The 23,000-nt window shown below is 68.0% G+C and carries 20 protein-coding genes; 11 read left to right on the top strand and 9 right to left on the bottom strand.

Annotated features, from left to right (window positions below):
- Nucleotides 1–159 precede the first annotated feature (159 nt).
- Nucleotides 160–708, top strand: coding sequence for a DUF3005 domain-containing protein (locus WK25_RS22825; protein ID WP_069242811.1), 549 nt, complete (start codon nt 160–162; stop codon nt 706–708).
- A 66-nt stretch (nt 709–774) separates the two neighbouring features.
- Here the strand turns inward: WK25_RS22825 and WK25_RS22830 are convergent, their stop codons facing one another.
- Nucleotides 775–1,539 (bottom strand): DUF4397 domain-containing protein, encoded by a 765-nt coding sequence (locus WK25_RS22830; protein ID WP_069242812.1) that lies wholly within the window; start codon nt 1,537–1,539, stop codon nt 775–777.
- Nucleotides 1,540–2,493: 954 nt separating this feature from the next.
- Between WK25_RS22830 and WK25_RS22840 the strand changes: the two genes are divergently transcribed.
- Nucleotides 2,494–2,826, top strand: coding sequence for a hypothetical protein (locus tag WK25_RS22840; RefSeq protein WP_040139544.1), 333 nt, complete (start codon nt 2,494–2,496; stop codon nt 2,824–2,826).
- A gap of 118 nt (nt 2,827–2,944) precedes the next feature.
- Here the strand turns inward: WK25_RS22840 and mmsB are convergent, their stop codons facing one another.
- From mmsB to WK25_RS22855, 3 genes are all read right to left on the bottom strand, one after another.
- The gene (mmsB, locus tag WK25_RS22845) at nt 2,945–3,838 is read right to left on the bottom strand and encodes a 3-hydroxyisobutyrate dehydrogenase (protein ID WP_069242814.1); all 894 of its coding nucleotides are present in this window, start codon (nt 3,836–3,838) and stop codon (nt 2,945–2,947) included.
- A 17-nt stretch (nt 3,839–3,855) separates the two neighbouring features.
- Entirely contained in the window at nt 3,856–5,382 is a 1,527-nt protein-coding gene (locus WK25_RS22850; RefSeq protein ID WP_059546596.1) for a CoA-acylating methylmalonate-semialdehyde dehydrogenase, read from the bottom strand.
- A gap of 111 nt (nt 5,383–5,493) precedes the next feature.
- Nucleotides 5,494–6,813, bottom strand: coding sequence for an MFS transporter (locus tag WK25_RS22855; RefSeq protein ID WP_040139547.1), 1,320 nt, complete (start codon nt 6,811–6,813; stop codon nt 5,494–5,496).
- A gap of 158 nt (nt 6,814–6,971) precedes the next feature.
- Here WK25_RS22855 and WK25_RS22860 point away from each other — a divergent pair, with 158 nt between their 5' ends.
- The 3 genes from WK25_RS22860 (at nt 6,972) to WK25_RS22870 (ending at nt 10,887) form a co-directional block, all read left to right on the top strand.
- A complete protein-coding gene (locus WK25_RS22860; RefSeq protein WP_069242815.1) occupies nt 6,972–7,931 on the top strand; it encodes a LysR family transcriptional regulator in 960 nt (319 codons plus the stop codon).
- A gap of 292 nt (nt 7,932–8,223) precedes the next feature.
- Complete coding sequence (locus WK25_RS30785; RefSeq protein WP_226209166.1) at nt 8,224–8,454, top strand: hypothetical protein; 231 nt, start codon at nt 8,224–8,226, stop codon at nt 8,452–8,454.
- A gap of 183 nt (nt 8,455–8,637) precedes the next feature.
- A complete protein-coding gene (locus WK25_RS22870; protein WP_069242817.1) occupies nt 8,638–10,887 on the top strand; it encodes a putative bifunctional diguanylate cyclase/phosphodiesterase in 2,250 nt (749 codons plus the stop codon).
- 4 nt (nt 10,888–10,891) lie between these two features.
- Here WK25_RS22870 and WK25_RS22875 read toward each other — a convergent pair whose 3' ends face one another.
- The 3 genes from WK25_RS22875 to WK25_RS22885 all read right to left on the bottom strand — a co-directional run bounded on the left by WK25_RS22875 (nt 10,892) and on the right by WK25_RS22885 (nt 13,659).
- Nucleotides 10,892–11,980 carry a diguanylate cyclase domain-containing protein gene (locus WK25_RS22875; protein WP_069242818.1) on the bottom strand — a complete coding sequence of 363 codons (1,089 nt, stop codon included), beginning with the start codon at nt 11,978–11,980 and terminating at the stop codon, nt 10,892–10,894.
- 56 nt (nt 11,981–12,036) lie between these two features.
- Nucleotides 12,037–13,041: a chemotaxis response regulator protein-glutamate methylesterase gene (locus WK25_RS22880; protein WP_069242819.1), complete on the bottom strand. Its 1,005-nt coding sequence runs from the start codon at nt 13,039–13,041 to the stop codon at nt 12,037–12,039.
- A 393-nt stretch (nt 13,042–13,434) separates the two neighbouring features.
- A complete protein-coding gene (locus WK25_RS22885; protein WP_040139553.1) occupies nt 13,435–13,659 on the bottom strand; it encodes a hypothetical protein in 225 nt (74 codons plus the stop codon).
- A gap of 334 nt (nt 13,660–13,993) precedes the next feature.
- On the opposite strand from WK25_RS22885, the gene WK25_RS22890 reads away from it, so the two are divergent.
- The 4 genes from WK25_RS22890 (at nt 13,994) to WK25_RS22905 (ending at nt 17,914) form a co-directional block, all read left to right on the top strand.
- Nucleotides 13,994–14,683 carry a DUF969 domain-containing protein gene (locus WK25_RS22890; protein ID WP_040139554.1) on the top strand — a complete coding sequence of 230 codons (690 nt, stop codon included), beginning with the start codon at nt 13,994–13,996 and terminating at the stop codon, nt 14,681–14,683.
- A complete protein-coding gene (locus WK25_RS22895) occupies nt 14,680–15,630 on the top strand; it encodes a DUF979 domain-containing protein (RefSeq protein WP_069242820.1) in 951 nt (316 codons plus the stop codon). Before WK25_RS22890 ends, WK25_RS22895 begins: the two co-directional genes overlap by 4 nt.
- A 10-nt stretch (nt 15,631–15,640) precedes the next feature.
- Nucleotides 15,641–16,702, top strand: a complete 1,062-nt coding sequence (locus WK25_RS22900) for a DUF2891 domain-containing protein (protein ID WP_069242821.1) — start codon at nt 15,641–15,643, stop codon at nt 16,700–16,702.
- A 144-nt stretch (nt 16,703–16,846) separates the two neighbouring features.
- Nucleotides 16,847–17,914, top strand: coding sequence for an asparaginase (locus WK25_RS22905; RefSeq protein ID WP_069242822.1), 1,068 nt, complete (start codon nt 16,847–16,849; stop codon nt 17,912–17,914).
- Nucleotides 17,915–18,087: 173 nt separating this feature from the next.
- Here the strand turns inward: WK25_RS22905 and WK25_RS22910 are convergent, their stop codons facing one another.
- Nucleotides 18,088–19,062 (bottom strand): LysR family transcriptional regulator, encoded by a 975-nt coding sequence (locus tag WK25_RS22910; protein WP_069242823.1) that lies wholly within the window; start codon nt 19,060–19,062, stop codon nt 18,088–18,090.
- A gap of 154 nt (nt 19,063–19,216) precedes the next feature.
- Here WK25_RS22910 and aspA point away from each other — a divergent pair, with 154 nt between their 5' ends.
- Together aspA and WK25_RS22920 are read left to right on the top strand one after the other, a co-directional pair.
- The gene (gene aspA, locus WK25_RS22915) at nt 19,217–20,623 is read left to right on the top strand and encodes an aspartate ammonia-lyase (RefSeq protein WP_069242824.1); all 1,407 of its coding nucleotides are present in this window, start codon (nt 19,217–19,219) and stop codon (nt 20,621–20,623) included.
- A gap of 121 nt (nt 20,624–20,744) precedes the next feature.
- A complete protein-coding gene (locus tag WK25_RS22920) occupies nt 20,745–22,250 on the top strand; it encodes an amino acid permease (protein WP_069242825.1) in 1,506 nt (501 codons plus the stop codon).
- A 35-nt stretch (nt 22,251–22,285) separates the two neighbouring features.
- Here WK25_RS22920 and WK25_RS22925 read toward each other — a convergent pair whose 3' ends face one another.
- Nucleotides 22,286–22,975, bottom strand: a complete 690-nt coding sequence (locus WK25_RS22925; RefSeq protein WP_069242826.1) for an alpha/beta hydrolase — start codon at nt 22,973–22,975, stop codon at nt 22,286–22,288.
- Between the last annotated feature and the right edge of the window lie 25 nt (nt 22,976–23,000).

Here is a 23,000-nt window from a genome sequence, read left to right on the forward strand (position 1 = left end):
CGCGGGTGCCGTTGTCGTGGCGTGCCGAAACCGCACGTGCGCCGCGCGGCGCGCGTGCGGGGCGGTGCGCGTGAAAAGTTTGCAAGGACCGTTGTAGCGATTCGCGGCGCGGCGCCGGCTGCAGCACGCGGGGCGCGCGGTCCGGAAACAGGAGGTGCGATGCAGAACGCGGAATCGAATTCAACCCCGGAACAGCAGCGCAAACAGATCGACCGGAGCCCGGTGAAGACGCCGGCCGCGGGCGACATGCCGGATGCGGCAACCCAGGCGGCGGAAACGGCGAAGCGGCCGCTCACGCCCGAGGGCGTCGCGGGAAAGATGCCGACCGGCCTGCCGCCGATCGACGTCGACTCACATGCGGTCGACAGCGGCGACCCGGTACGTCGTGCGGGTGGCCGGATCGTCACGCTCGACAACGCGAACATGGCGATGACCGACAACACGGTCGACGTCGATGGCAAGGGCATGGAGGCGCGCACCGGCGCGACCGAGTGGCACGACAACGTCATCTATTCGAACGCGTCGCTCGACGATGCGGTAGCTACGCCGGATGAAGGACTTGGCGGCATCGAAAGCCGGCCGGGCGGCAACGTCCCGCAGATCGCGACGCGGCCGGGCTGGCGCGTGTGCTATGTCGGCGACGTCGATGTCGAACGAGGCGACTCCAGGCGCGCCGAGCACGTGATCCGTCTCGAGCGGAGCGAATGACGTCCGCGTGATCGTGCAAGCGTGATTTGCCGGGCGGACCGCCGGATGGCGGTCCGCCCGCGGCCGTTACTGCGGGCCCAGTTCCTGCGCGGACGTGTCCGCATCGTTGCCTTGCGCGACGAGGACGTGCACGTCGTTGGGTATCACGTCGCCGATGCCGCCGGCCGGAATCGTCAGCAGCAGCCAGTCGGCGTTGTTGTTCAGCGCGACCGGCGCGGTCTTCAGGATCGGTGTCTTGCTGCCGGCCGTCGTGACGACGATCTGGTAGGTCCCGCCGCTCAGATAGACGGAATCCTGGCCGGACGCCGGCACCGCATTCTGGTACGCCGCGCCGGCCAGCGTCGGGCTTTGCGCGGAGATGTCGGCGCCCGGAGGGACGACGTACACGTCGACGTTTTGCGCATTCGGCGATGCGTTGAAACTGCGCACGCGCGCCTTGTCGGACAGCAGCTTCTTGTCGAACGGATCGTCGATCACCGAAATCGCCGACGACGTGCTCGGCAACGCGACGGTCGTGTAGTGGTGACCGTTCGCCGCGCTGAACGACTGCGACGCCACTGTCGCGGTCGTTCCCGATATGTCGTAACTGGCGGTCTGCGTGCCCGAGTCGATGTCGTGATAGCGGGTCACGCCTTTGTACGCGATACCCGATGCATCGACCTTCGCGTTCAGGTAGTAATCGAGATTCGGGCCGGCCGGCACCGCGTTGATGAAGCGCGCCTGAGGCTTCGAGATGCCGAGTTCGGTGCCGACGTCGTTGCCGTCTCCGCCACATGCCGTGAGCACGGAAATGACCGAGCACAGGGCCACTATCGTTCGTATGGATTTCATTGTCGTCCTCTCGTTCAGGGAAACCTGCTTGCGATGCGGTGTCGCCGCGCGAGGGTTCGCGCGACGCGCAGCGCCAATTGAAGGAAGGATTGCCGTCCGCCGGGGCGACGGGCGCCTGAATGTCGCAAGCACCATGCCTGCGTGGCTGAATCGGCGCGCGCGCCCGGTGTGGCGGCGATGCGGCGGTCCGCGTTCGCGGCGTAGCGCGCGGCACCGCGTGCGGCAGGTTCAGGCATTTGTAAAAAAGCAGTGCGTCGACGCGTGCTGTGGTACGCGCGCGCTCGCCGTCACGTACGCCCAGTGCGTTTCAAACGGCAACCGGCTGGTCGAGCGGCGATGCCGTCCACGCGACGGAGGGTCGTTCGCCGAAATGGTTGTGAGTGCAACTATCATCGGAATGCGATGCGATGCGATGCGATGCGATGCGATGCGATGCGATGCGATGCGATGCGATGCGCTTCGGGAACGGTGTCGACGGACCACGGGAATCGATTGCGCCGACACTTCTCGCGGCCGAGGGATATGCAATCGGTGCAAGCGGGTAGCTTTGCTCGCGGAGACGCCGCGCATGCGCTGATGCCCGCTCGATCGACAACGCGGACGGTGGGCGGCGCCGCGGTGCGTGTCCAGGCGTCAGCGGGTCGCGCGTCGGGGAAATCGCAGCGGCGGGGCGGGGTCCGCCGCCGGCCGTGAAGCTGTCTGGCCTGCGGGTACAAGCCGGGGGCGCACCGAATCATCATCCGGCGAATGGCGCGAAGCCGCGCGACAGCCGGGAAAAGCGACACAAGCGCACCGACGCAAGCGGTGCGGCCTGTAAATTTTGCCGGCGTCAGCAGATCGTTTAACCATTCGAAACAATGTGTTCACTGAAAAGGGCATGATCTCCGGCGATCCGGCAGGCATACTGTCGCCTACGTTGCTCAATGCCGTCGAACCGACGGTGCGCTTGCCTCCATGTCCATTTCCGTGCCTTTCCGATCCCTCCGATGGTTGACCGCCGCGACCGCCGTATGCTTGCTCGCCGCGTGTTCGACCGCTTCCGACGTCACGGCGACGTCGAACCCGAACGTCTTCACCGTGACGACACGCACGCTCGGGGTGTCGACGACGTGGGCCGACGCTCATGAAAAAGCCGTCAACGAAGCCACCAACTACTGCACGCAGCGCGGCATGCGCGCGAGCCTGAAGCAGGAGTCGGTCACGGGCGGCCGCCGCGTCGACGCGCGCTCCGAACTCGCGTTCGAGTGCCATCCGACCTTCGAGACCGCGTCCAACCCGCGCGGTTGAGCGCGCGTCGCATTGCGTCTGTCGCGGCCGCGACACCCGCGATCGCAGTGCTCCGAATGCAGAACGACCCGCAATGCCGCGACAGGCATCGCGGGTCTCCGCGCGTGCGCCGGTTGCGTTACACGGCGGGCCGCGCTTCGTACAGTTTCACGCACGCGGAAAAATCCAGCGTGCCGAGCCCTTGCTGGCTCATCGACTGATAGAGCTGCTGCGCGAGCGCGCCCATCCACACCGGCTGCCGTGCGCTGCGCGCGGCTTCGGTCGCGAGCCCCAGATCCTTCAGCATCAGGTTCGCGGCGAAGCCGCCCGAGTAGCCGCGCGCGGCGGGCGCCGCGTCGTTGACGCCCGGGTACGGGTTGCAGGTGTCCGAGCTCCAGCAGCGGCCCGTCGACGTGTTGATGATGCCGGCGAGCACGGCCGGATCAATGCCGAGCGCGGCGCCGAGCGCCATCGCCTCCGACACGCCCATCATCGAGATTCCGAGCAGCAGGTTGTTGCAGATCTTCGCGATCTGCCCGGTGCCCGTGCCGCCGCAGTGCACGACGTTCTTGCCCATGTCGAGCAGCACCGGACGGATGCGCTCGAACAGGGCGGCCGGCGCGCCGACCATGAAGGTCAACGTGCCCGCCTGCGCGCCGCCGGTGCCGCCGGACACCGGCGCGTCGGCGAGCGGGAAGTCGCGTTGCGCGGCGGCGTCGGCCACCGCGCGCACGGTGCCGGGGTCGATCGTGCTGCAATCGACGAACGTCGCGCCGGGGCGCGCGCCGGCGAGCACGCCGTCGTCGCCGAGATAGACGGCGCGCACGTGCTGCGCGGCCGGCAGCATCGTGATCACGAGCGCCGCGCGGGCGGCCGCGTCACGCGGCGACATGGCCGCCGTCGCACCCGCGCGCACCGCGGCGTCGATTGCGTTCTCGTCCAGGTCGAACACTGTCAGCGCGTGGCCGGCCTTGAGCAGGTTGGCGGCCATCGGGCCGCCCATGTTGCCGAGTCCGATGAAGGCGATTTCCATATGCGGGCTCCGTCGGATCAGCGCAGTGCGATCGTTGTGTTCACGCCGCCGGCCGTCGTGTCGTCGTCGAACCAGCGCGCGGTGACCGTCTTCGTCTGCGTATAGAACTGCACGACCTGCTTGCCGTACGGGCCGAGATCGCCGAGCTTCGAGCCGCGCGAGCCGGTGAAGCTGAAGTACGGCACCGGCACCGGAATCGGAATGTTGATGCCGACCTGGCCGACGTCGATCTCGCTCTGGAACTTGCGCGCGGCCGCGCCGCTCTGCGTGAAGAGGCCCACGCCGTTGCCCATCGGATTCGCGTTGACCAGCGCGATCGCTTCGTCGAGCGTCGCCGCTTCCATCACGACCACCACCGGCCCGAAGATTTCTTCGCGGTAGATCGACATGTCGGTCGTCACGCCCGAGAAGATCGTCGGGCCGATGAAGTTGCCGCGTTCGTAGCCGGGCACCTTCACGTCGCGGCCGTCGAGCAGCAGCGTCGCGCCTTCGTTCACGCCGGCGTCGATCAGCGACGCGATGCGCGCCTTCGCCGCCTTCGACACGACCGGCCCGACGTCGGTGCCGGCTTCGGCGCCCGCATTGACCTTCAGCGCCTTCGCTTTCTCGACGAGGTCGGGCAGCCAGTCGCGCGCGCTGCCTACCAGCACGACCACCGACGTCGCCATGCAGCGCTGGCCGGCCGCGCCGAAGCCCGCGCCGACGAGCGCGTTGATCGACTGCTCGCGATGCGCGTCGGGCAGCACCACCGCGTGGTTCTTCGCGCCCATCATCGACTGCACGCGCTTGCCGTGCTGGCTGCCGAGGTTGTATACGTGCGTGCCGACACGCGTCGAGCCGACGAACGAGATCGCCTTGATGTCCGGATGCGTGCACAGGCGATCGACCACCGTCTTGCCGCCGTGCACGACGTTCAGCACGCCCTTCGGCACGCCGGCCTCGATCGCGAGTTCGACGAGCTGCATCGTCGAAAGCGGATCCTGTTCGGACGGTTTCAGCACGAACGTGTTGCCGCACACGATCGCCATCGGGAACATCCACAGCGGGATCATGCCGGGGAAGTTGAACGGCGTGATGCCTGCGCACACGCCGATCGGCTGGCGCAGCGTGTACGTATCGACGCCGCCCGCGACGTTCTCCGCGAATTCGCCTTGCTGCAGCGTGCCGATCGAACATGCATGCTCGACCACTTCGAGGCCGCGGAAAATGTCGCCTTGCGCGTCGGGCAGCGTCTTGCCTTGCTCGGCCGTCAGCGTATGCGCGATCCGTTCGAGATTGCGGCGCACGAGATCCTGGAACTTCAGCATGATGCGCATGCGTGCGCCGATCGGCGTCGTCTTCCACGTGTGGAACGCGCGCTGCGCGGACGCGATCGCTGCATCGACCTCGTCGAGCGTCGCGTACGGCACGCGGCCGATCACGTCCTGCGTCGCGGGGTTGACGATGTCGCCCCATTCGGCGCTTTGCGAGTCGACGAAAGCGCCGTCGATCAGCAGCTTGGCAGTGGGCAGGGCGAGGGTGGTCTGGGGAACTGCGGCGTTCATGAAAAATCTCCGATGCGAAGCGAAAGGGTGGCCTGCGTCCGCCGCGCGCGGGCACGGCGGACGACAGGTCGAACTGAATGCGGATGAATGCGGCGGGTGTGCGCGGTGCGCTCAGGTACGCGCCGGACGCATCAGCGCGGTACAGGCGAGCGCGAACACGCCGAAGCCGATGAGGTATGCGATCACGTAGTGCGGCTGCCCGCCGCCGGCCTTCAGCAGCGACGTCGCGATCATCGGCGCGAAGCCGCCGCCCACCACGCCGGCGAGCTGCACCGACAGCGAGATGCCGCTATAGCGGATTTCGGCGGGGAACTGCTGCGCGAACAACAGCGATTCCGGTGCATACAGGATCGGAAACACGACGCCGAGGCCGAGCACGATCGCCCACCATGCGTACGACGTCTGCTGCGTGCCGAGCATCATGAAGAACGGCGCGGCGAACGCGCACATCAGCACGAGGCCGATCGCGAACATCCGGCGCTGGCCGATGCGGTCGCTCAGATGTCCGCAGAACGGCATCGTGACGAGCGACAACACCGCACCGGCCGTGATCGCGTGGAGCATGTCGGCCTTCGGCAGATGAAGCTGCTGCGTCGCATACGCGAGCGCGAACGTGACGACCATGTAAAACCACGTGTTTTCGGCGGCGCGCGCGCCGACGATCGTCAGCACCTCGCGCGGATGGCGGCGCAGCGCGGCCGTCACCGGCGACTTCTCCGCCTTGCCCTGGCGCTGCATCTTCTCGAAGTCCGGCGACTCGGGCACTTTCGCGCGGATGAACCAGCCGAGGCCGACCAGCGCGATGCTCGCGAGGAACGGCACGCGCCAGCCCCACGACAACATGTCCGCGTCCGGCAGCGCTGCGACCGCGGCCATCGCGACCGACGACAGGATCAGCCCGAGCCCGACGCCCGTCTGCGGCAGGCTGCCGAACAGCCCCTTGCGGCCCTTCGGCGCATGCTCGACGGCCATCAGCACCGCCCCGCCCCATTCGCCGCCGACCGCCATTCCCTGCAGGAAACGCATCGCGATCAAAAGCGCCGCGGCCCAGTAACCGATCCGGTCGTACGAAGGGATCAACCCGATGACCATGCTCGGCACGCCCATCAGCAGCAGCGTGATCATCAGCATCGCCTTGCGGCCGACGCGATCGCCGAAATGGCCGAACACGATGCCGCCCATCGGCCGGCCGATGAAGCCGACCGCGAACGTGCCGAACGCTGCGAGCGTGCCGACGACGGGGTCCAGCGACGGGAAGAAGATGCGGTTGAACACCAGCGCGGCGGCGGTGCCGTAGAGGAAGAAGTCGTACCACTCGATCGTGGTGCCGGCCATGCTGGCCCAGCCGGCCAGCAGGTAGTGCTTCGCGGTGCGCTCGGGCGCCGGTGTCGCGATGGTCGCATGCTCATCGAGCGTGGATCGGGTCTGCATGGTGTCTCCGTTTTTTGTTGCCCGCGGCTCATGGTCCGCAGGTCACGGTCGAGTATAGTTATGCGCGGATCCATGATGTACCGACAAGAAAACCGGTTGGATGTGCATTTCTGCATATCGACGGCCGGCCCGGAGACACCCTGCGTTTTTTCCCGCCGATGCGACACGCTACCGAGCCGGTTTCCGGCAACCTGAACTGGGACGACCTGCGCTTTTTTCTCGAAGTTGCCCGCACGCAGCGCGCGAGCGGCGCGGCGAAACGCCTCGGCGTCGACTACACGACCGTCGCGCGGCGCATTCGCGCGCTCGAGGCTGCGATGGGCACGCTGCTGTTCGACAAGTCGCGCTCGGGCGGCTTCACGCTGACGGCCGAAGGGCAGCGACTCGTCGCGTATGCCGACGCGATGGAGACGACCGTGCAGTCCGCGTGCGACCAGGTCGCGAACACCGGCGAGGCGCTGTCGGGCCACGTGCGGATCGGGTCGACCGAAGGGTTCGGCTGTTTCTTTCTCGCGCCCCAGCTGGCGCGGTTCCGCGTTGCGCATCCGCACGTGACGGTCGACCTGCTGCCGGTTCCGCATTTCGTGAACCTGCCGAAGCGCGAGGCCGATCTTGCGATCACGCTCGAGCGGCCGGAGCGCGGGCCATACGTGGCCACGAAGCTGTGCGACTACCAGCTGCGGCTCTATGCGACGCGCGACTACCTTGCGCATCATCCGCCGATCGCGTGCACCGGCGATCTCGCGCGGCATGCGTTCATCAGCTACGTCGACGATCTCGCGTTCAGCAGCGAATTGCTGTACCTGGAGCGCGCGGTGCCGGGCGCGACGGCCGGCTTGCGCACGACAAGCGTGATCGCGCAGGTGTTCGCGGCGCTGCAAGGCGGCGCGCTCGCGATTCTGCCGTGCTTCATGGCCGCGACGCAGCCGGCGCTGGTGCCCGTGCTGCGGGATGACGTGGTGGTCACGCGCTGCTTCTGGCTGACATGCCGCGAGGATTTGCGCAAGCTGCGGCGCGTGACGGCGCTGTGGGACTACCTGCGCGCGGCGGCCGACGCGAATCGCGCGTTGCTGATGGGGGAGTCGGAGCGGCTGCGGTTCATTGGGGAGCCGCAATAGCGGATCGACGGGCGACGCAGAGGGCCGCGCCGCAATGCAATCGCCCCGCACGGGGCGGGCAGCTCGGGCGGGTTGCGTCATGCTGCCGGGCAGACCGTGCGCTGCAGCGGCGTGGACGCATACGGCGTTCGCGCCGGCGCGCGCGAACGCGCGGCGTCCGCGCTCCGCTCTTGTCGTACGAGAGCCGCATGCAGGCGGTGCCGCCGCTTTCGACGAGCAGAGTCATGAACGCACGGACGGCGGCGCTGCGTGCCCAGTCGGCATCGGCATCGGCATCGCGCAGCGGCCGTGCATGGTCGTCGACGACGCGCGGCGCGGCGGCGCGCTGATCGACGTGCTGCCGGGGCGGGCGCCGAAAGGCGGGGACGTGCACGCGGCGTTTCCCGGCGCGCCGCGGGCTGCTGCCGCGCTTGCGGTTGCTGATCGATTTCCTGTCCGAACACATTCGCCGGGATTGACCGTGCGGTCAGTCGCAATCATCAGACGAAACGATCGTCGCGGGTTCGGCCATTACCGCGCGTAAGCCCTGATGCACGCGCATGCACGGGGCAGCACGGATTGGTGTTAAATGTATTTTGGTGCGTGTTGGGGCGCGCACGAAAGGGGACGCACCGGCGTTGCGTAAGCCCCGGGGCGGTAAACGGCACGAAGGATCGCTAACGAACCGGGCGCACCAGACCCGGTCGAACTGACGGCAGGATTCAGCTTGAATACCGAACCGCAAAGTTCTCGCTACAGCCACGGGCTTGCAGCCGAAGTGCTCGCGTCCGAGCAAAGCGTGCTGCGACTGATCACGCGCAACACACCGCTGCCGGAGCTGCTCGTCGAAGTGTGCCGGCGTGCCGAGGGGCTGCTCGGCGACGGCGCATCGTGCACGATCCTGCTGCTCGACCCGGACGGCGTGCACGTGCACGTCGGGGCCGCGCCGTCGCTGCCTGCGGAGTACAGCGCCGCGATCGAAGGTGCGCCGATCGGGCCGGCCGCCGGTTCCTGCGGCACCGCGATGCACGAGCGGCGGATGATCGCCGTCGAGGACATCGAAACCGATCCGCTGTGGGCCGGCTTCCGGTCGGTCGCGTTGCCGCTCGGCTTGCGTGCTTGCTGGTCCGTGCCGTTTCTGGACGAAGCCGGCACCGTGCTCGGCGCGTTCGCGGTGTATCACCGCATGCCGCGCCGGCCGAGCGACGTCGAAACCGACTTGCTGCGCGATATCGGCAACAGCGTGGGTCTCGCGGTACATCAGGACTCGATCGCGCGCCAGCTCGTACGCAGCGAGGAACATCACCGCCTCGTCGTCAACAGCCTGAACGAAGGGATACTCGTCGTGTCGCGCGACGGCGTCGTGATCGCGAGCAATCCGAGCGCGAACCGGATGGTGCGTGCGAAGGGCGAGCTCGTCGGCCGGCGGCTGTCGACGGTGATCCTGTACAAGCTGCACGAGGACGGCACGCCGATCGCGCCGGACGACTGGCCGAGCCGGCGCGCGTTCGCCACGGCCACGCCGCTGCTCGACTACACGGTCGGCTTCGGGCTGGCGGACGGCGACGTCATCTGGGTGCGCGGCAACGCGGTGCCGATCGTGAAGCCGGGCGAGGCGCAGCCCGAATCGGTGCTCGTGTCCTTTCACGACATCGGCCCCATCCGGGAAGCGCAGCAGCAGCTGCGCTATCTGGCGACGCGCGATGCGCTGACGGGCCTCTACAACCGGCGCTGGCTGTCCGACCGGATGCGCGAGCTGTTCGGCGCGCGCGATGCAGCGGGCGGGCCCGCACGCGTCGCGATCCTGTTCATCGATCTCGTCGGTTTCAAGAAGGTCAACGACACGGCCGGGCACGACGCGGGCGACGCGCTGCTGCGCAGCGTCGCCGCGCGGCTCGCCGCGTGCGGCGGCGGCCGGTATGCGCTCACGCGCGTCGGCGGCGACGAGTTCGTGATTCTCGTCGACCATTGCGACGATCCCGACGAATTGTCCGCGCTCGCGCGCGAGGTGATCGATACGATCGCAAAGCCGTTCGCGATCGCGAACAACGAATACTGGCTCGGTGTGTCGATCGGGATCAGCGTCGCGCCGCGCGACGGCGACGACGCGGTCACGCTGATGCGCAACGCCGACTCCGCGATGTACGACGCGAAGCAGCGCGGCCGCAACCACTTCACGTTCTTCACCGCGCAACTGAACGTGCGCCTGCAGCGCCGCTTCGCGATCGAGCAGTCGCTGCGCCGCGCGATCTCGTCGGATACGCTGCGGCTCGTGTACCAGCCGGTCGTCGATGCACGCAGCGGCCGCACGGTCGGCGCCGAAGCGCTGCTGCGCTGGACGAGCCCCGAGCTCGGCCCGATGTCGCCGGCCGAATTCATTCCGGTCGCCGAGGATACCGGGCTCATCGTCGCGATCGGGCAGTGGGTGCTGGAAACGGCCTGCCGGCAGGCCGCCGAATGGCGCCGCACGATCGCGCCCGACCTGATGGTCGCGGTGAACCTGTCGCCGCGACAGTTTCACGAAGGCCTCGTCGAGTCGGTATACGACTGCCTTGCGCAGACGCAGCTCGACCCCGGCGCGCTAGAGCTTGAAATCACCGAAGGCGTGCTGATGAACGACACGGATACCGTGATGCCGATGCTCGAAGCGCTCACGGACATGAACGTGCGGATCTCGGTCGACGACTTCGGCACCGGCTATTCGTCGCTCGCGTACCTGAAGCGCTTTCCGCTGCACAACCTGAAGGTCGACCGGTCGTTCGTGTCGGGCGTGCCCGATCACCGCGACTCGGTTGCGATCACGCAGGCGGTCGTCGCGATGGCGCATTCGCTCGGGATGAAGGTGACCGCCGAAGGCGTCGAAACGCAGGCGCAGTCGTGGTTCCTGCAACAGATCGGCTGCGACATGCAGCAGGGCTACCTGTTCGGCCGGCCGCTCGATCCGGCCGACTACGCACGCCGGCTCGTCGCCGTGTAGGCATTCACGCGAAGCCCCCGCCGGGCGGAACGGCGGGGGCTGCGGACACATCGATCTCCACACGATTCTTGCCGTCGCGCTTCGCGCGATACAGCGCGCGATCGGCCGCCTCGATCAGCGACGTGGTCGGCACGCCCGCAGCCGGCACGACGCTCGCGCCGCCAATGCTGATCGTCACGTAGCGGCCGGTGGACGAATGCGCGTGTTCGAGCCGCAACGCCTCGACCGCGAGGCGGATCTTCTCGCCGAGCAGCCGCGCGGCCCCGGGCGCCGTCGCCGGCATCACGACCGCGAACTCCTCGCCGCCGAAGCGCGCAGCCAGATCGCCGGACTGTCCGAGGCACCGCTCGATGGTCGCCGCGACCTGCTTGAGCACGGTGTCGCCCGACACGTGTCCGTACGTGTCGTTGTACAGCTTGAAGTTGTCGACGTCGATCATCAGCAGCGACAGTTCGCTGCGCTCGCGCGCACCCCGGCGCCATTCGGCGGCCAGGTATTCGTCGAGATAGCGGCGGTTCGACAGCCCGGTCAGGCCGTCCGAATGCGTGAGGCGGCGCAGTTCGAGATTCGCCTCGAGCAGCTGTTGCTGCGATTGCCGTAGCGCGCGATACGCCTCGTCGCGCTGCAGCAGGTTCATGTACGAGCGCGAGTGATAGCGGATCCGCGCGACCAGTTCGATGCGGTCGGGCAGCTTCACCAGGTAGTCGTTCGCACCCGCCGCGAACGCGGCGCTCTTGATCACCGGTTCTTCCTGCGTCGACAGTACGATGATCGGCACGTCGCGCGTCGCCGGGTTCGCGCGGTACGCCTTGACGAGGCTCAGCCCGTCGGTGCCCGGCATCACGAGATCCTGCAGCACCACGGTCGGCCGCGTCTCGATCGCGGTCGCGAGCGCGTCGTCCGAGCGTGCGCAGTAGTGGAAGTCGATGCCTTCCTCGTCGACGAGCGCGCGTCGCACGGCTTCCGCGACGATCGTCTGGTCGTCGACGAGCAGCACCATCGCAGGGGCGTCGGCGTGCGGCGTGGGCCGCGCGTGCGCGGCATCGAACGCGGGATGCGGGCCGCCGGGCGGCCGGGTGAAGTCGCTGGTCATGATCGGTGCCCGGTTGCGCCGTGGCCGCGACGGGTGTGACTGAGTTTCATCGGGCGTCAAATCCGTGCGAGCGCCGCCAGTTCGCCCGCGATGCGCTCGAGCGGCAGGATCGCGCGCGCTGCGCCGAGCGTCGCGGCCGCTTTCGGCATCCCGTAGACGGCGCTCGTCGCCTCGTCCTGCGCGATCGTGTGATAGCCCTTCATCCGCAGCGCCTTCAGGCCGATCGCGCCGTCGCGGCCCATGCCGGTCAGCAGCACGCCGATCACGCGGCCGGGCCAGTGCTCGGTCAGGCTGTTGAAGAACACGTCGACCGACGGCCGGTACGGCGTCGCGGCCGGCTCGCGCGTGTATTCGAGCGTGCCGGCGCGCGTGATGCGCAGATGATCGTCGGTCGCCGCGAGCAACGCGATGCCCGGCTGCGGGCGGTCGCCTTCGTGCGCGATGCGCACCGTCAGCGGCGTCTGGCCGTCGAGCCATTGCGCCATTCCTTCGGCGAATGCGCGATCGACGTGCTGGACGATCACGATCGGTGCGCTGAAGTCGGCCGGCAGGCTGCCGAGGATCGACGCGAGCGCGCCGGGGCCGCCCGCGGACGCGCCGATCGCAATCAGCGGGCCGCCGCTGCCGCGTGCGGCCGTGCCGGCCGCGCGGACGCCGCCGGGCGCGTCCAGCAGCCGGCCGATCTGGTCGATCTTCGCGAGCAGCAGCCGTGCGGTGTCGCCGGCTTCGCCGTCGCCGAGCCGCGGCGTGTCGACCGCGTCGAGCGCGCCGGCGCCCATTGCCTCGAACACGCGCCACGCGTTTGCGCCGATGCAGCTCGTCACGATCAGGATCGCGCACGGGCGGCCGGAGCGCATGATGCGCCGCGTCGCCTCGATCCCGTCGAACTTCGGCATGATCAGGTCCATCAGCACGACGTCGGGCGGCTGCGCGGCGCACAGTTCGACGGCCTGCGCGCCGTCGGTCGCGACCCACAGCACGCGATGCTCGGGCCGGCGCGCGATCGCACGGCGCATCGCCTCGACGGCAAGCGGGAGGTCGTTGACGATGCCGATGTTCACAAGCGGGATACTCCGGTCGGTTCGTAGTGTTGGATATGGGCCGGGTTCATGGAAGGCGGTGTCGCTCCGGCGTGCCGAACGGCAGCGGCGGGAGACGGCACGGAGTTCTTTCGATTGGCTCGCCCGCATGCTGTCATGCGGCGCGAGCGGCGGCAACCGGAAAAATTGCGCATTGCGTCGTTTTCGACCTTTTTCTCTATCGTGAGGCGGGAATCGGCGCCGCCGGGGCACGCCGGACAGCCGCAAGCCGCACCATGCCGCGGTGCGATAACCGCGCACCGGCAGGGCCGTTTCCGCAGGCGGGCGCGGTGGGGCGGCGTCCGCGGCGGCGCCCGCATCGGCAAGCAGGCTGCGCGACGGCCGGCGCCAGCCGTGCGCGGCGCGCATTCAGCCTCAATGGCTGCGCGCGTACCCCTGGATCAGCGCGCGCATCATTCCTTCGACCGTCGCGTCGCGCAAATCGGCTTCCTGCTCGCATTCCTCGACGAGCGCGGCGAATGCGGTGGCCAGCGTCACGCGGTCGACCTCGTGACGCTGTTCCATCAACGTCACCATTCCGTCCTTCGCCAGATGAGCGGAGAACGCGCGGCTGCCGATGGTCTGGAATACGTCGATCATGGCGGCTCTCCCGTTCGTTTCGATGCCTTCCAGTTTAGTGTGCGCACCCGCGCTCCGCCACGCGCGGCGGCGGCCCGCTCCCGCCGCACATGCCGCGCTTCACGGCGCGGCTCGCGCGCCGGCCCGGTCCGACGGGCCGGTGCCGAACCGCGAGCGGCACATGGCGGGCACGCGGCAAAAGCGGTGTCGTACCGGTTTCAACGTTTACCCGTAGCCGCAAATTGTCGACTTTTTATCGATAAAGTCTCGTGTTAGATTTTGCGGCCTGAAGCCGGTCGAAACCGGGCGGCCGGCGCGTGCTGACAGCGTCGGGGATCCGACACAAGGAGGGGCAATGCTGGTGCTGATAGGGGTGCCGATCGTCGTGATCGGTTTCGCGCTGCGCTTCAACGCGCTGCTGGTGGTCACGATCGCGGGGCTCGCGACGGGGCTGGCGGGCGGGATGCATCTCGTCGACATCGTCAGTGCGTTCGGCAAGGCGTTCACCGACAACCGCTACATGGGGCTGATCTGGCTGACGCTGCCGGTGATCGCGCTGCTGGAGCGCAACGGGCTGAAAGAACAGGCGAAGCGGATGATTTCGCGCGTGCACGCGGCGACCACCGGCCGCGTGCTGATGCTCTACTTCGTGCTGCGCCAGGCGACCGCCGCGCTCGGCCTCACGTCGCTCGGCGGTCACGCGCAGATGGTGCGGCCGCTGATCGCGCCGATGGCCGAAGCCGCCGCGGTCAGCCGGCACGGCGACCTGCCGGAGTCGGTGCGTCAGCAGATCCGCGCGCATGCGTCGGCCGCGGACAACGTCGCCGTGTTCTTCGGCGAGGACATCTTCATTGCGATCCAGTCGATCCTGCTGATCAAGGGCTTTCTCGAACAGAACGGAATCGCGATCGAGCCGCTGCACCTGTCGGTGTGGGCGATTCCGACCGCGATCGCCGCGCTGCTGATCCACTGTACGCGGCTCGCGCTGCTCGATCGTCGGCTGTCGCGCGGCTTCGGCGCATTCGGACGGGAGGGCGCGCGATGATCGGCCTCGAACCGCTGTATACGCTCGCCGGGCTGCTGTTTGCCGCGTTCGCGTGCTTCAACCTGACCGACCGCACGAACCCGCGCCGCGTCGTCAACTTCGCGTTCTGGGCGATCTACGCGCTCACGTTCCTGTTCGGTGCGCTGCTGCCGCACTTCGTGACCGGTTGCCTCGCGATCGCGCTCGCGCTGCTCGCGGGCTCTGGCAAGCTCGGCCGCGGCAAGTCCGACGAAGCGGGCGATGCGGCCGCCGCGCGGCGCGACGCGAAGGCGCTGCGCTTCGGCAACGTGCTGTTCCTGCCTGCGCTGCTGATTCCCGTCGTCACGCTGATCGGCACGTTCGTGCTGAAGCTCGTGCCGTTCGTCGATCCGAAGAGCGTGACGCTGATTTCGCTCGTGCTCGGCACGCTGGTTGCGTTCGGCGTCGCGCTCGCGATGCTGCGCGATTCGCCGGTTCATGCGCTGAAGGAGGCGCGTCACACGATGGACGCGGTCGGCTGGGCCGCGATCCTGCCGCAGATGCTGGCGGCGCTCGGCGCACTGTTCGCGGTCGCGGGCGTCGGCGGGGTGGTGTCGGGGCTCGTGAAGGAGTGGGTGCCGATCGATTCGCCGTTCGCCGTCGTCGCGGCCTACACGGTAGGCATGGCGCTGTTCACGATGATCATGGGAAACGGGTTCGCCGCGTTCCCCGTGATGACGGCGGGCATCGGCCTGCCGCTGATCGTTCATCAGTTTCACGGCAATCCGGCGATCATGGGCGCGATCGGCATGCTCAGCGGCTTCTGCGGTACGCTGATGACGCCGATGGCCGCGAACTTCAACATCGTGCCGGCGGCGCTGCTGGAGCTGAAGGACAAGAACGGCGTGATCAAGGCGCAGTGGCCGACCGGCGTGCTGCTGCTGGCCGTGAACACGCTGCTGATGTACGCGTTCGTATTCCGCTTCTGACGAGACTGCCATGACCGATCGACTGACCGCCGAACTCGCATCGAAATTCGCGTCGCTCGCGCTCGCGCACTTGACCCGCGAATATCCGAACAAGCTCACGCATTCGCTCGAAGGCCCGCACGACGTGCAGGGGCCGCGCGCGCTGCATCCGATCTTCTACGGCAGTTACGACTGGCATTCGTGCGTGCACGGCTACTGGCTCGTGCTGCGCGTGCTCGAACGCTATCCGGCGCTGCCGGAGGCCGAGCGGATCATCGCCGTGGTCGATGCGCATTTCACCGACGCCAACGTGGCCGGCGAGCGTGCGTATCTCGCGTTGCCGCACAACAGCGGCTTCGAGCGGCCGTACGGCTGGGCGTGGCTGCTTGCGCTGTCCGCGCAGCTCGAGCGGCTCGCCCTGAAGGGCGTGGTCCCGCAGGCCGCGCGCTGGGCGAAGACGATGACGCCGCTCACCGAGCTGTTCGTGTCGCGTTTCGAGGCGTTTCTGCCGAAGGCGACCTACCCGCTGCGCGTCGGCACGCACTTCAACACCGCGTTCGCACTCGCGCTGACGTTCGACTTCGCGCGCGCGACGCAGCGCGACGGGCTCGCGGCGCTGATTGTCGACACGGCGAAGCGCTGGCACCTGAACGACGTCGCGTGTCAGGCGTGGGAGCCGTCGGGCGACGAGTTCCTGTCGCCCGCGCTGATGGAGGCTGAGCTGATGCGGCGCGTGCTGCCGCCCGGCGAATTCGACGGCTGGTTCGCGCGTTTCCTGCCGGATCTCGCGCGTGGCGAGCCGGCGACGCTGTTCGTGCCGGCCACCGTCAGCGACCGCAGCGACGGCAAGATCGCGCATCTGGACGGATTGAACCTGAGCCGCGCGTGGTGCCAGCGCTCGCTGGCCGGCGCGCTGCCGGAAGGCGATGCGCGACGCACGAAGCTGCTCGATGCGGCGGACCGGCATCTCGCGAGCGCGCTCGCGCACATCGCGGGCGACTACATGGGCGAGCACTGGCTCGCGACGTTCGCGCTGCTGGCGATCGAAGCGCACGCGTGTCGTCGCGAAACGAGCGACGCGGGTGCGCCGTAACGGTTTTGTAATGATCGAATTGGCTTTGCAGCGGACGCAATACCGCTTTCCATCGGCCGGGCGGCGCGACGCGGCAGCGAGTCGATACACTGCCGTACCGGTTGACAGGGCCCCGGCGCTGGCCCGAAGAAGGAGACAGTACAGATGGACACCCAACGCGCAGCGGTCGTCACGTACCGCGGCAATGCGATCGAGAACACGCACGTCGCCGATGTGGCGGTGGTGGATGCCGGCGGCACGCTGCTGTTCCGGCTCGGCGATCCGTTCCGGATGACGCTCGCGCGCTCGGCGGCGAAGCCGGCGCAGGCGCTGTCCGTGATCGAGACGGGCGCACCGGAACGGTTCGGTTTCGACGACGCGGACATCGCGCTGATGTGCGCGTCGCACAGCAGCGAGGAACGGCATATCGCGCGCACGCGCGCGATGCTCGCGAAGGTCGATGCGCAGGAGTCGGATTTGCGCTGCGGCGGCCATGCGCCGCTGTCCGATGCGGTGTACCGGTCGTGGATCAAGCGCGACTACACGCCGACCGGCGTCTGCAGCAACTGTTCGGGCAAGCACGTCGGGATGCTGGCCGGCGCGCGGGCGATCGGCGCTGCGATTGCCGACTACCACCTGCCGGAGCATCCGATGCAGGTGCGCGTGAAGCACGTGGTCGCCGACGCATGCGGATTGCGCGATGACGAAGTCGACTGGGCAATCGACGGCTGCAATCTGCCCACGCCGGCGTTCTCGCTCGATCGCCTGGCGCGTCTGTACGCGTCGCTGGCCGATGGCGCGGACCAGGTCGATGCGCGCGGCGCCGATGCGACGAGCGCCCGCGTGCGTGCGCTCGCGCGCATCCATCATGCGATGACGGCCTATCCGGAGCTGGTCGCCGGCGAAGGGCGCTACTGCACGGTGCTGATGGATGCGTTCGAAGGCCAGGTCGTCGGCAAGCTCGGCGCGGACGCGTGCTACGGGATCGGCGTGCGTGCGTCGGCGCGCACGCGGGCACTCGGCGCCGATGGCGCGCTCGGCATCTCGGTGAAGATCGAGGACGGCAATATCGACGTGTTGTACATGATGGTCAGCGAACTGCTCGAACGGTTGCAGATCGGCACCGATGCGCAGCGTGCGCGGCTCGCCGCGTTCCACCGGCCGCCGATGCTGAATACGCAGGGCGTCGAAGTCGGCCACGCGACGTTCCCGTTCGAATTGCAGGAAGCCTGAACGGCGCCGCCGGCCGCGCCGATATCGCTGGCGCCGGCGCGCCTGCCGCGCGGTTCCCGACGCCGAGCGCGACCAACGGCGGTGCGCCCGCCGCGGCGCCGCGCTCGACGGCCTTTGCCGCATCGCTGAAACCGGGCAGGCTGCGCCCCGCGCCTCGCGCGCCGATGTGCGCGCTATGCGCCGACGGCGCGAATCTTCGCCAGCTCGGCTTCGGACAGCTCGCCGATGTGCGCGAGACGTTCCGCGAGAAAGTCCTTCAGCACACGCAGCTTCGCCGAGCTGCGCCGGTTCGCCAGATACGCGATGTAGATGTACTCGCCGGTCAGCTTGTTGTGCAGCCGATAGCGCGGCAGCACGGGTTCCAGCTGGCCGTTCGCGAGCAGGTCGCGCACGAGCCAGATCTCGAACTCGGCGATGCCGAGCCCCGCGCACGTCGCGTCGAGCAGGAGCTCCGAGTGATCGGTGACGAGGTTGCCGGCCGGCAGCACGCTGTGCCGCGCGTTGCCGCGCACGAGTTCCCAGCGCGGATCGCCTTCCGGATGCACGTAGCGCAGGCAGTTGTACTGCAGCAGGTCGTCCGGCGTCGCGGGGCGGCCGCAACGGTCGAGATAGCCGGGCGCGGCGCACAGGATGCTGTCGTTGCGCGACAGTCTGTGGACGACCAGATTGTCCAGATAGTTCTCGCCTTCGTGAATGTCGAGATCGAAACCGCCGGCAACGAGGTCGTTGTGATTGTCGGTGAGCCGCACGTCGAGCTGGATCGTCGGGTAGCGCGCGAGAAACGGCGCGATCAGCGGCGCGAGATGGCGGCGCCCGAACGCGACCGGTGCGGTGAGCTTCAGCGGCCCGCTCGGCTGCGCGTTGAGCTCGGCGACGACGCGCAGCGTGTCGTCGAGATCGGCGATCAGCGTGACCGCGCGTTCCAGGTAGATGTGGCCGGCCTCGGTCAGCGTCACGCTGTGCGTCGAGCGATGCAGCAGCGCGACGCCGAGCGCGTCCTCGATCGCCGTGATCTTGCGCGCGACGGTGGACGTCGACACGTGCATCTCCTTCGCGACCGCCGAAAAGCTCCCCATTTCCACGACCCGCACGAACGCGCGCATCGCGCCGAGGTGATCGAGCCCGGCGTCTCTCGCCATCGTTTTCATTCGTCTCTCGCTGTTGCGTCCCACGCAAAACCGCTTTCGATAATACAGAAGGGAGGTTCTTTATGCAAAGGCATAGAATGCGACCCGTCGAACCGGGAAGCGGCGAAGGAAGCCGGCTATCCATGGCGGCAAGGGACATTTCAGGAGGGACACGATGACGGCAAGCGGCTTCCGCGTCGAAGCGGATCTTTTAGGCGAGCGAAGCATTCCGGATGCGGCGTACTACGGCGTCCATACGCTGCGCGCAAAGGAGAACTTCGACATTTCCGGGCGCACGATCGCGTCGCTCCCGTATCTCGTCATGGCGCTGGCAGCCGTGAAGGAGGCCGCGGCCGATGCGAACTGCGAGCTCGGGCTGCTGCCGCGCGCGTATCGTGACGCGATCGCCGCCGCGTGCGTCGAGATCCGTGAAGGCCGCCTGCACGACCAGTTCGTCGTCGACATCATCCAGGGCGGCGCCGGCACGTCGACCAACATGAACGCGAACGAGGTCATCTGCAATCGCGCGCTCGAAATCATGGGGCATGCGCGTGGCCAGTATGAATACCTGCATCCGAACGAACACGTGAATCTCGCGCAGAGCACGAACGACGTCTACCCGACCGCGATCCGGATCGCGACGTGCTTTGCCGTCGAGCATCTGCTCGAAGCGATGGGGCGGCTGCGCGATGCGTTCGCGGAGAAGGCCGATGCGTTCTCGGACCTGCTGAAGCTTGGCCGCACGCAGCTGCAGGACGCCGTGCCGATGACGCTCGGCCAGGAGTTCTCGACCTACGCGGTGATGGTGACGGAAGACATCGCACGTCTGCAGGAAGCCGGCTGGCTGATGCGCGAGATCAATCTCGGCGCCACCGCGATCGGCACCGGCATCACCGCGCATCCGCAATATGCGGAGAAGGCGCTGGCCGCGCTGCGGCGCATCACCGGCCTTGACCTGAGCACCGCGCCGAACCTCATCGAAGCGACGCAGGATTGCGGCGCGTTCGTGCAGATTTCCGGCGTGCTGAAGCGCATTGCCGTCAAGCTGTCGAAGATCTGCAACGACCTGCGGCTGCTGTCGAGCGGCCCGCGCGCCGGCTTCGGCGAGATCAACCTGCCGCCGGTGCAGGCCGGCTCGTCGATCATGCCGGGCAAGGTGAACCCGGTGATTCCGGAAGTCGTGAACCAGGTCGCATTCGAAGTGTTCGGCAACGACCTGACGGTGACCTTCGCCGCGGAAGCCGGGCAGCTTCAGCTGAACGCGTTCGAGCCGGTGATCGCGAGCGCGCTGTTCCGCAGCTTCAGCCATCTGACGGCCGCGTGCACGACGCTCACCGACCGCTGCGTGAGCGGGATCACCGCGAATCCCGAGCGGCTGCGCGAAACGATGGAGCGTTCGGTCGCGCTCGCGACCGCGCTGAATCCGTACATCGGCTACAAGCGCGCGACCGCCGTCGCCGCCGAAGCGCACGAGAGCGGCAAGTCGATCCGCGAGGTCGTGCTGGATCGCCAGCTGATGACCGCCGCGCAACTCGACGAAGCGCTGCAGCCCGAAGCGCTGATCCGTCCGCGCGCGTACTGATCCCGGCCACGCGCCGCCGGCGCCTGCCGCCGGCGGCCCGCGCGCGTCGTGCACGCGACGCCCCGGCGACGGGCGCGACACGTCAACACCCATCAACACACATCAAGAACGGAGACATACCATGAAGCACGCCAGCGAGCGCGCGGTCCACAAGGCCGGCAGCGCCGATCACCGTCATGCCGATCGCGACGCGATGTTCGCGTCGCACGAATCCGGTTACGAGAAGCAGTTGAAGCCGCGCCACGTGCAGATGATCGCGATGGGCGGTGCGATCGGCACCGGCCTCTTTCTCGGCGCAGGCGGCCGACTGCAGAGCGCGGGTCCCGCGCTGGCCGTCGTGTATCTCGTATGCGGCGTGTTCGCGTTCCTGATCATGCGCGCGCTCGGCGAGCTCGTGATGCATCGGCCGACGAGCGGCAGCTTCGTGTCGTATGCGCGCGAGTTCATGGGCGAGCGCGCATCGTTCGTCGCAGGCTGGATGTACTACCTGAACTGGGCGACCACCGGTATCGTCGATATCACCGCGGTCGCGATCTACATGAAGTACTGGGCCGTGTTCACCGACGTGCCGCAATGGGTGTTCGCGCTCGGCGCGCTCGGGATCGTGTCGGTGATGAACATGATCGGGGTGAAGGTGTTCGGCGAGATGGAGTTCTGGTTCTCGATCGTGAAGGTCGGCACGCTCGCATTGTTCCTCGCGGTCGGCGCGGTGTTTCTCGCGAGCGGTCATCCCGTCGCGGGGCAGATGCCGGGTCTGCATCTGATCGCGGACCACGGCGGGATCTTTCCGCACGGCCTTCTGCCGGCGGTGCTGATCGTGCAGGGCGTCGTGTTCGCGTACGCGAGCATCGAGCTCGTCGGCGTTGCCGCGGGCGAGACTGCCGATGCGCGCAAGGTGCTGCCGAAGGCGATCAACAGCGTGATGTGGCGCATCGCACTGTTCTACGTCGGCTCCGTCGTGCTGCTGACGATGCTGCTGCCGTGGACGGCCTACAGCGCGCACGAAAGCCCGTTCGTCACGTTCTTCGGCAAGCTCGGCGTGCCGTACGTCGGCACGGTGATGAACGTCGTGGTGCTGACCGCCGCACTCTCGAGCCTGAACTCCGGTCTCTATTCGACCGGGCGCGTGCTGCGCTCGCTCGCGATGGGCGGCTCCGCGCCGCGCTTCGTGTCGCGGATGAATGCGCGCGGCGTCCCGTACGGCGGGATCCTCGTCACGGTCGCGGTCAATGCGATCGGCGTGCCGCTGAACTACATCGTGCCGGCGCAGGCGTTCGAGATTGTGCTGAACATGGCGTCGCTCGGGATCATCACGACCTGGGGCTTCATCGTGATGTGCCAGATTCTGTTCCGCCGCGCGGTCAATCGCGGCGAGCTGAGCCCGGTATCGTTCCGGATGCCCGGCGCGCCGTTCACGTCGTGGCTGACGCTCGGGTTTCTCGTCAGCGTGCTGGTGCTGATGGCGTTCGATTATCCGGGCGGCACGTGGACCGTCGCGATGATTCCGGTCGTCGTGCTCGCGCTGGTGGTCGGCTGGAAACTCGCGAAGCGCGGTGCGGCGCGCGAAGCGGCGGCTGCCGACGCTGTCGGGACACCGCTTGGCGCCGATCCGGCGGCCAACGTCTGACGATACGCACGGGCGGCTTCGGCCGCCCGTTTTGCTTAGTTCAACCCGCTGCGTGCGGCGACCCAACGGCCGAACTCGCGGGCCATCGGCGCGGTGAGCTCGTGGCCGGCGTCGTAGAGCCGCGTATCGTGCGCGACGCCAAGCGCCGTCAGCTTCGCGTCCGCCGTCTCGGCCCACGCGACCGGCAGCTTGTCGTCGAAGCGGCCGTGCATCACCAGTGCATGGAGCGCGCTCAATGCATCGCGCGGTGCGATCAGCGGATCGATCTCCGGCAGGATGCGGCCGCACAGCACCGCGAATGCAGCAACGTCGGCCGGGGATGTGAGGCCGACGCTCGCGCTCATGATCCCGCCCTGGCTGAAGCCGGCGATCACGGTGGGGATTGCGGGAGCGCCCTTTCCCGTGTCTTGTCGGCTCAATGTACGCAGCAGCGTGATCAACTGCACGCGGCTCGCCTCGGCGCGGGCCGCGTCGATTTCGGGGCCGTTCGCGCCGAAGCGCACCGGAAACCACGCGTACTGGTTCGGACCTAACGTCAGCGGGCCGCGGACGAACGCGATTTCGATGCGCGGGTCGAGCGTGCCGGCCAGGTTCAGCAGGTTGGTCTCGTTGCCGCCGACGCCGTGCGGCAACAACAGGCGGCTCGCTGCGCGGCCGGCGGCCGGGCGCAGCAGGTACTGGAGGCCGGATTCGGGGGCGGTGGTCAGCGGCAGGACGTCGGTCATTGCTAAGGGTTCGGTTGGGGAATGA

It is taken from the genome of Burkholderia latens, assembly GCF_001718795.1.
In the GTDB taxonomy this organism is placed as follows: Bacteria; Pseudomonadota; Gammaproteobacteria; order Burkholderiales; family Burkholderiaceae; genus Burkholderia; species Burkholderia latens_A.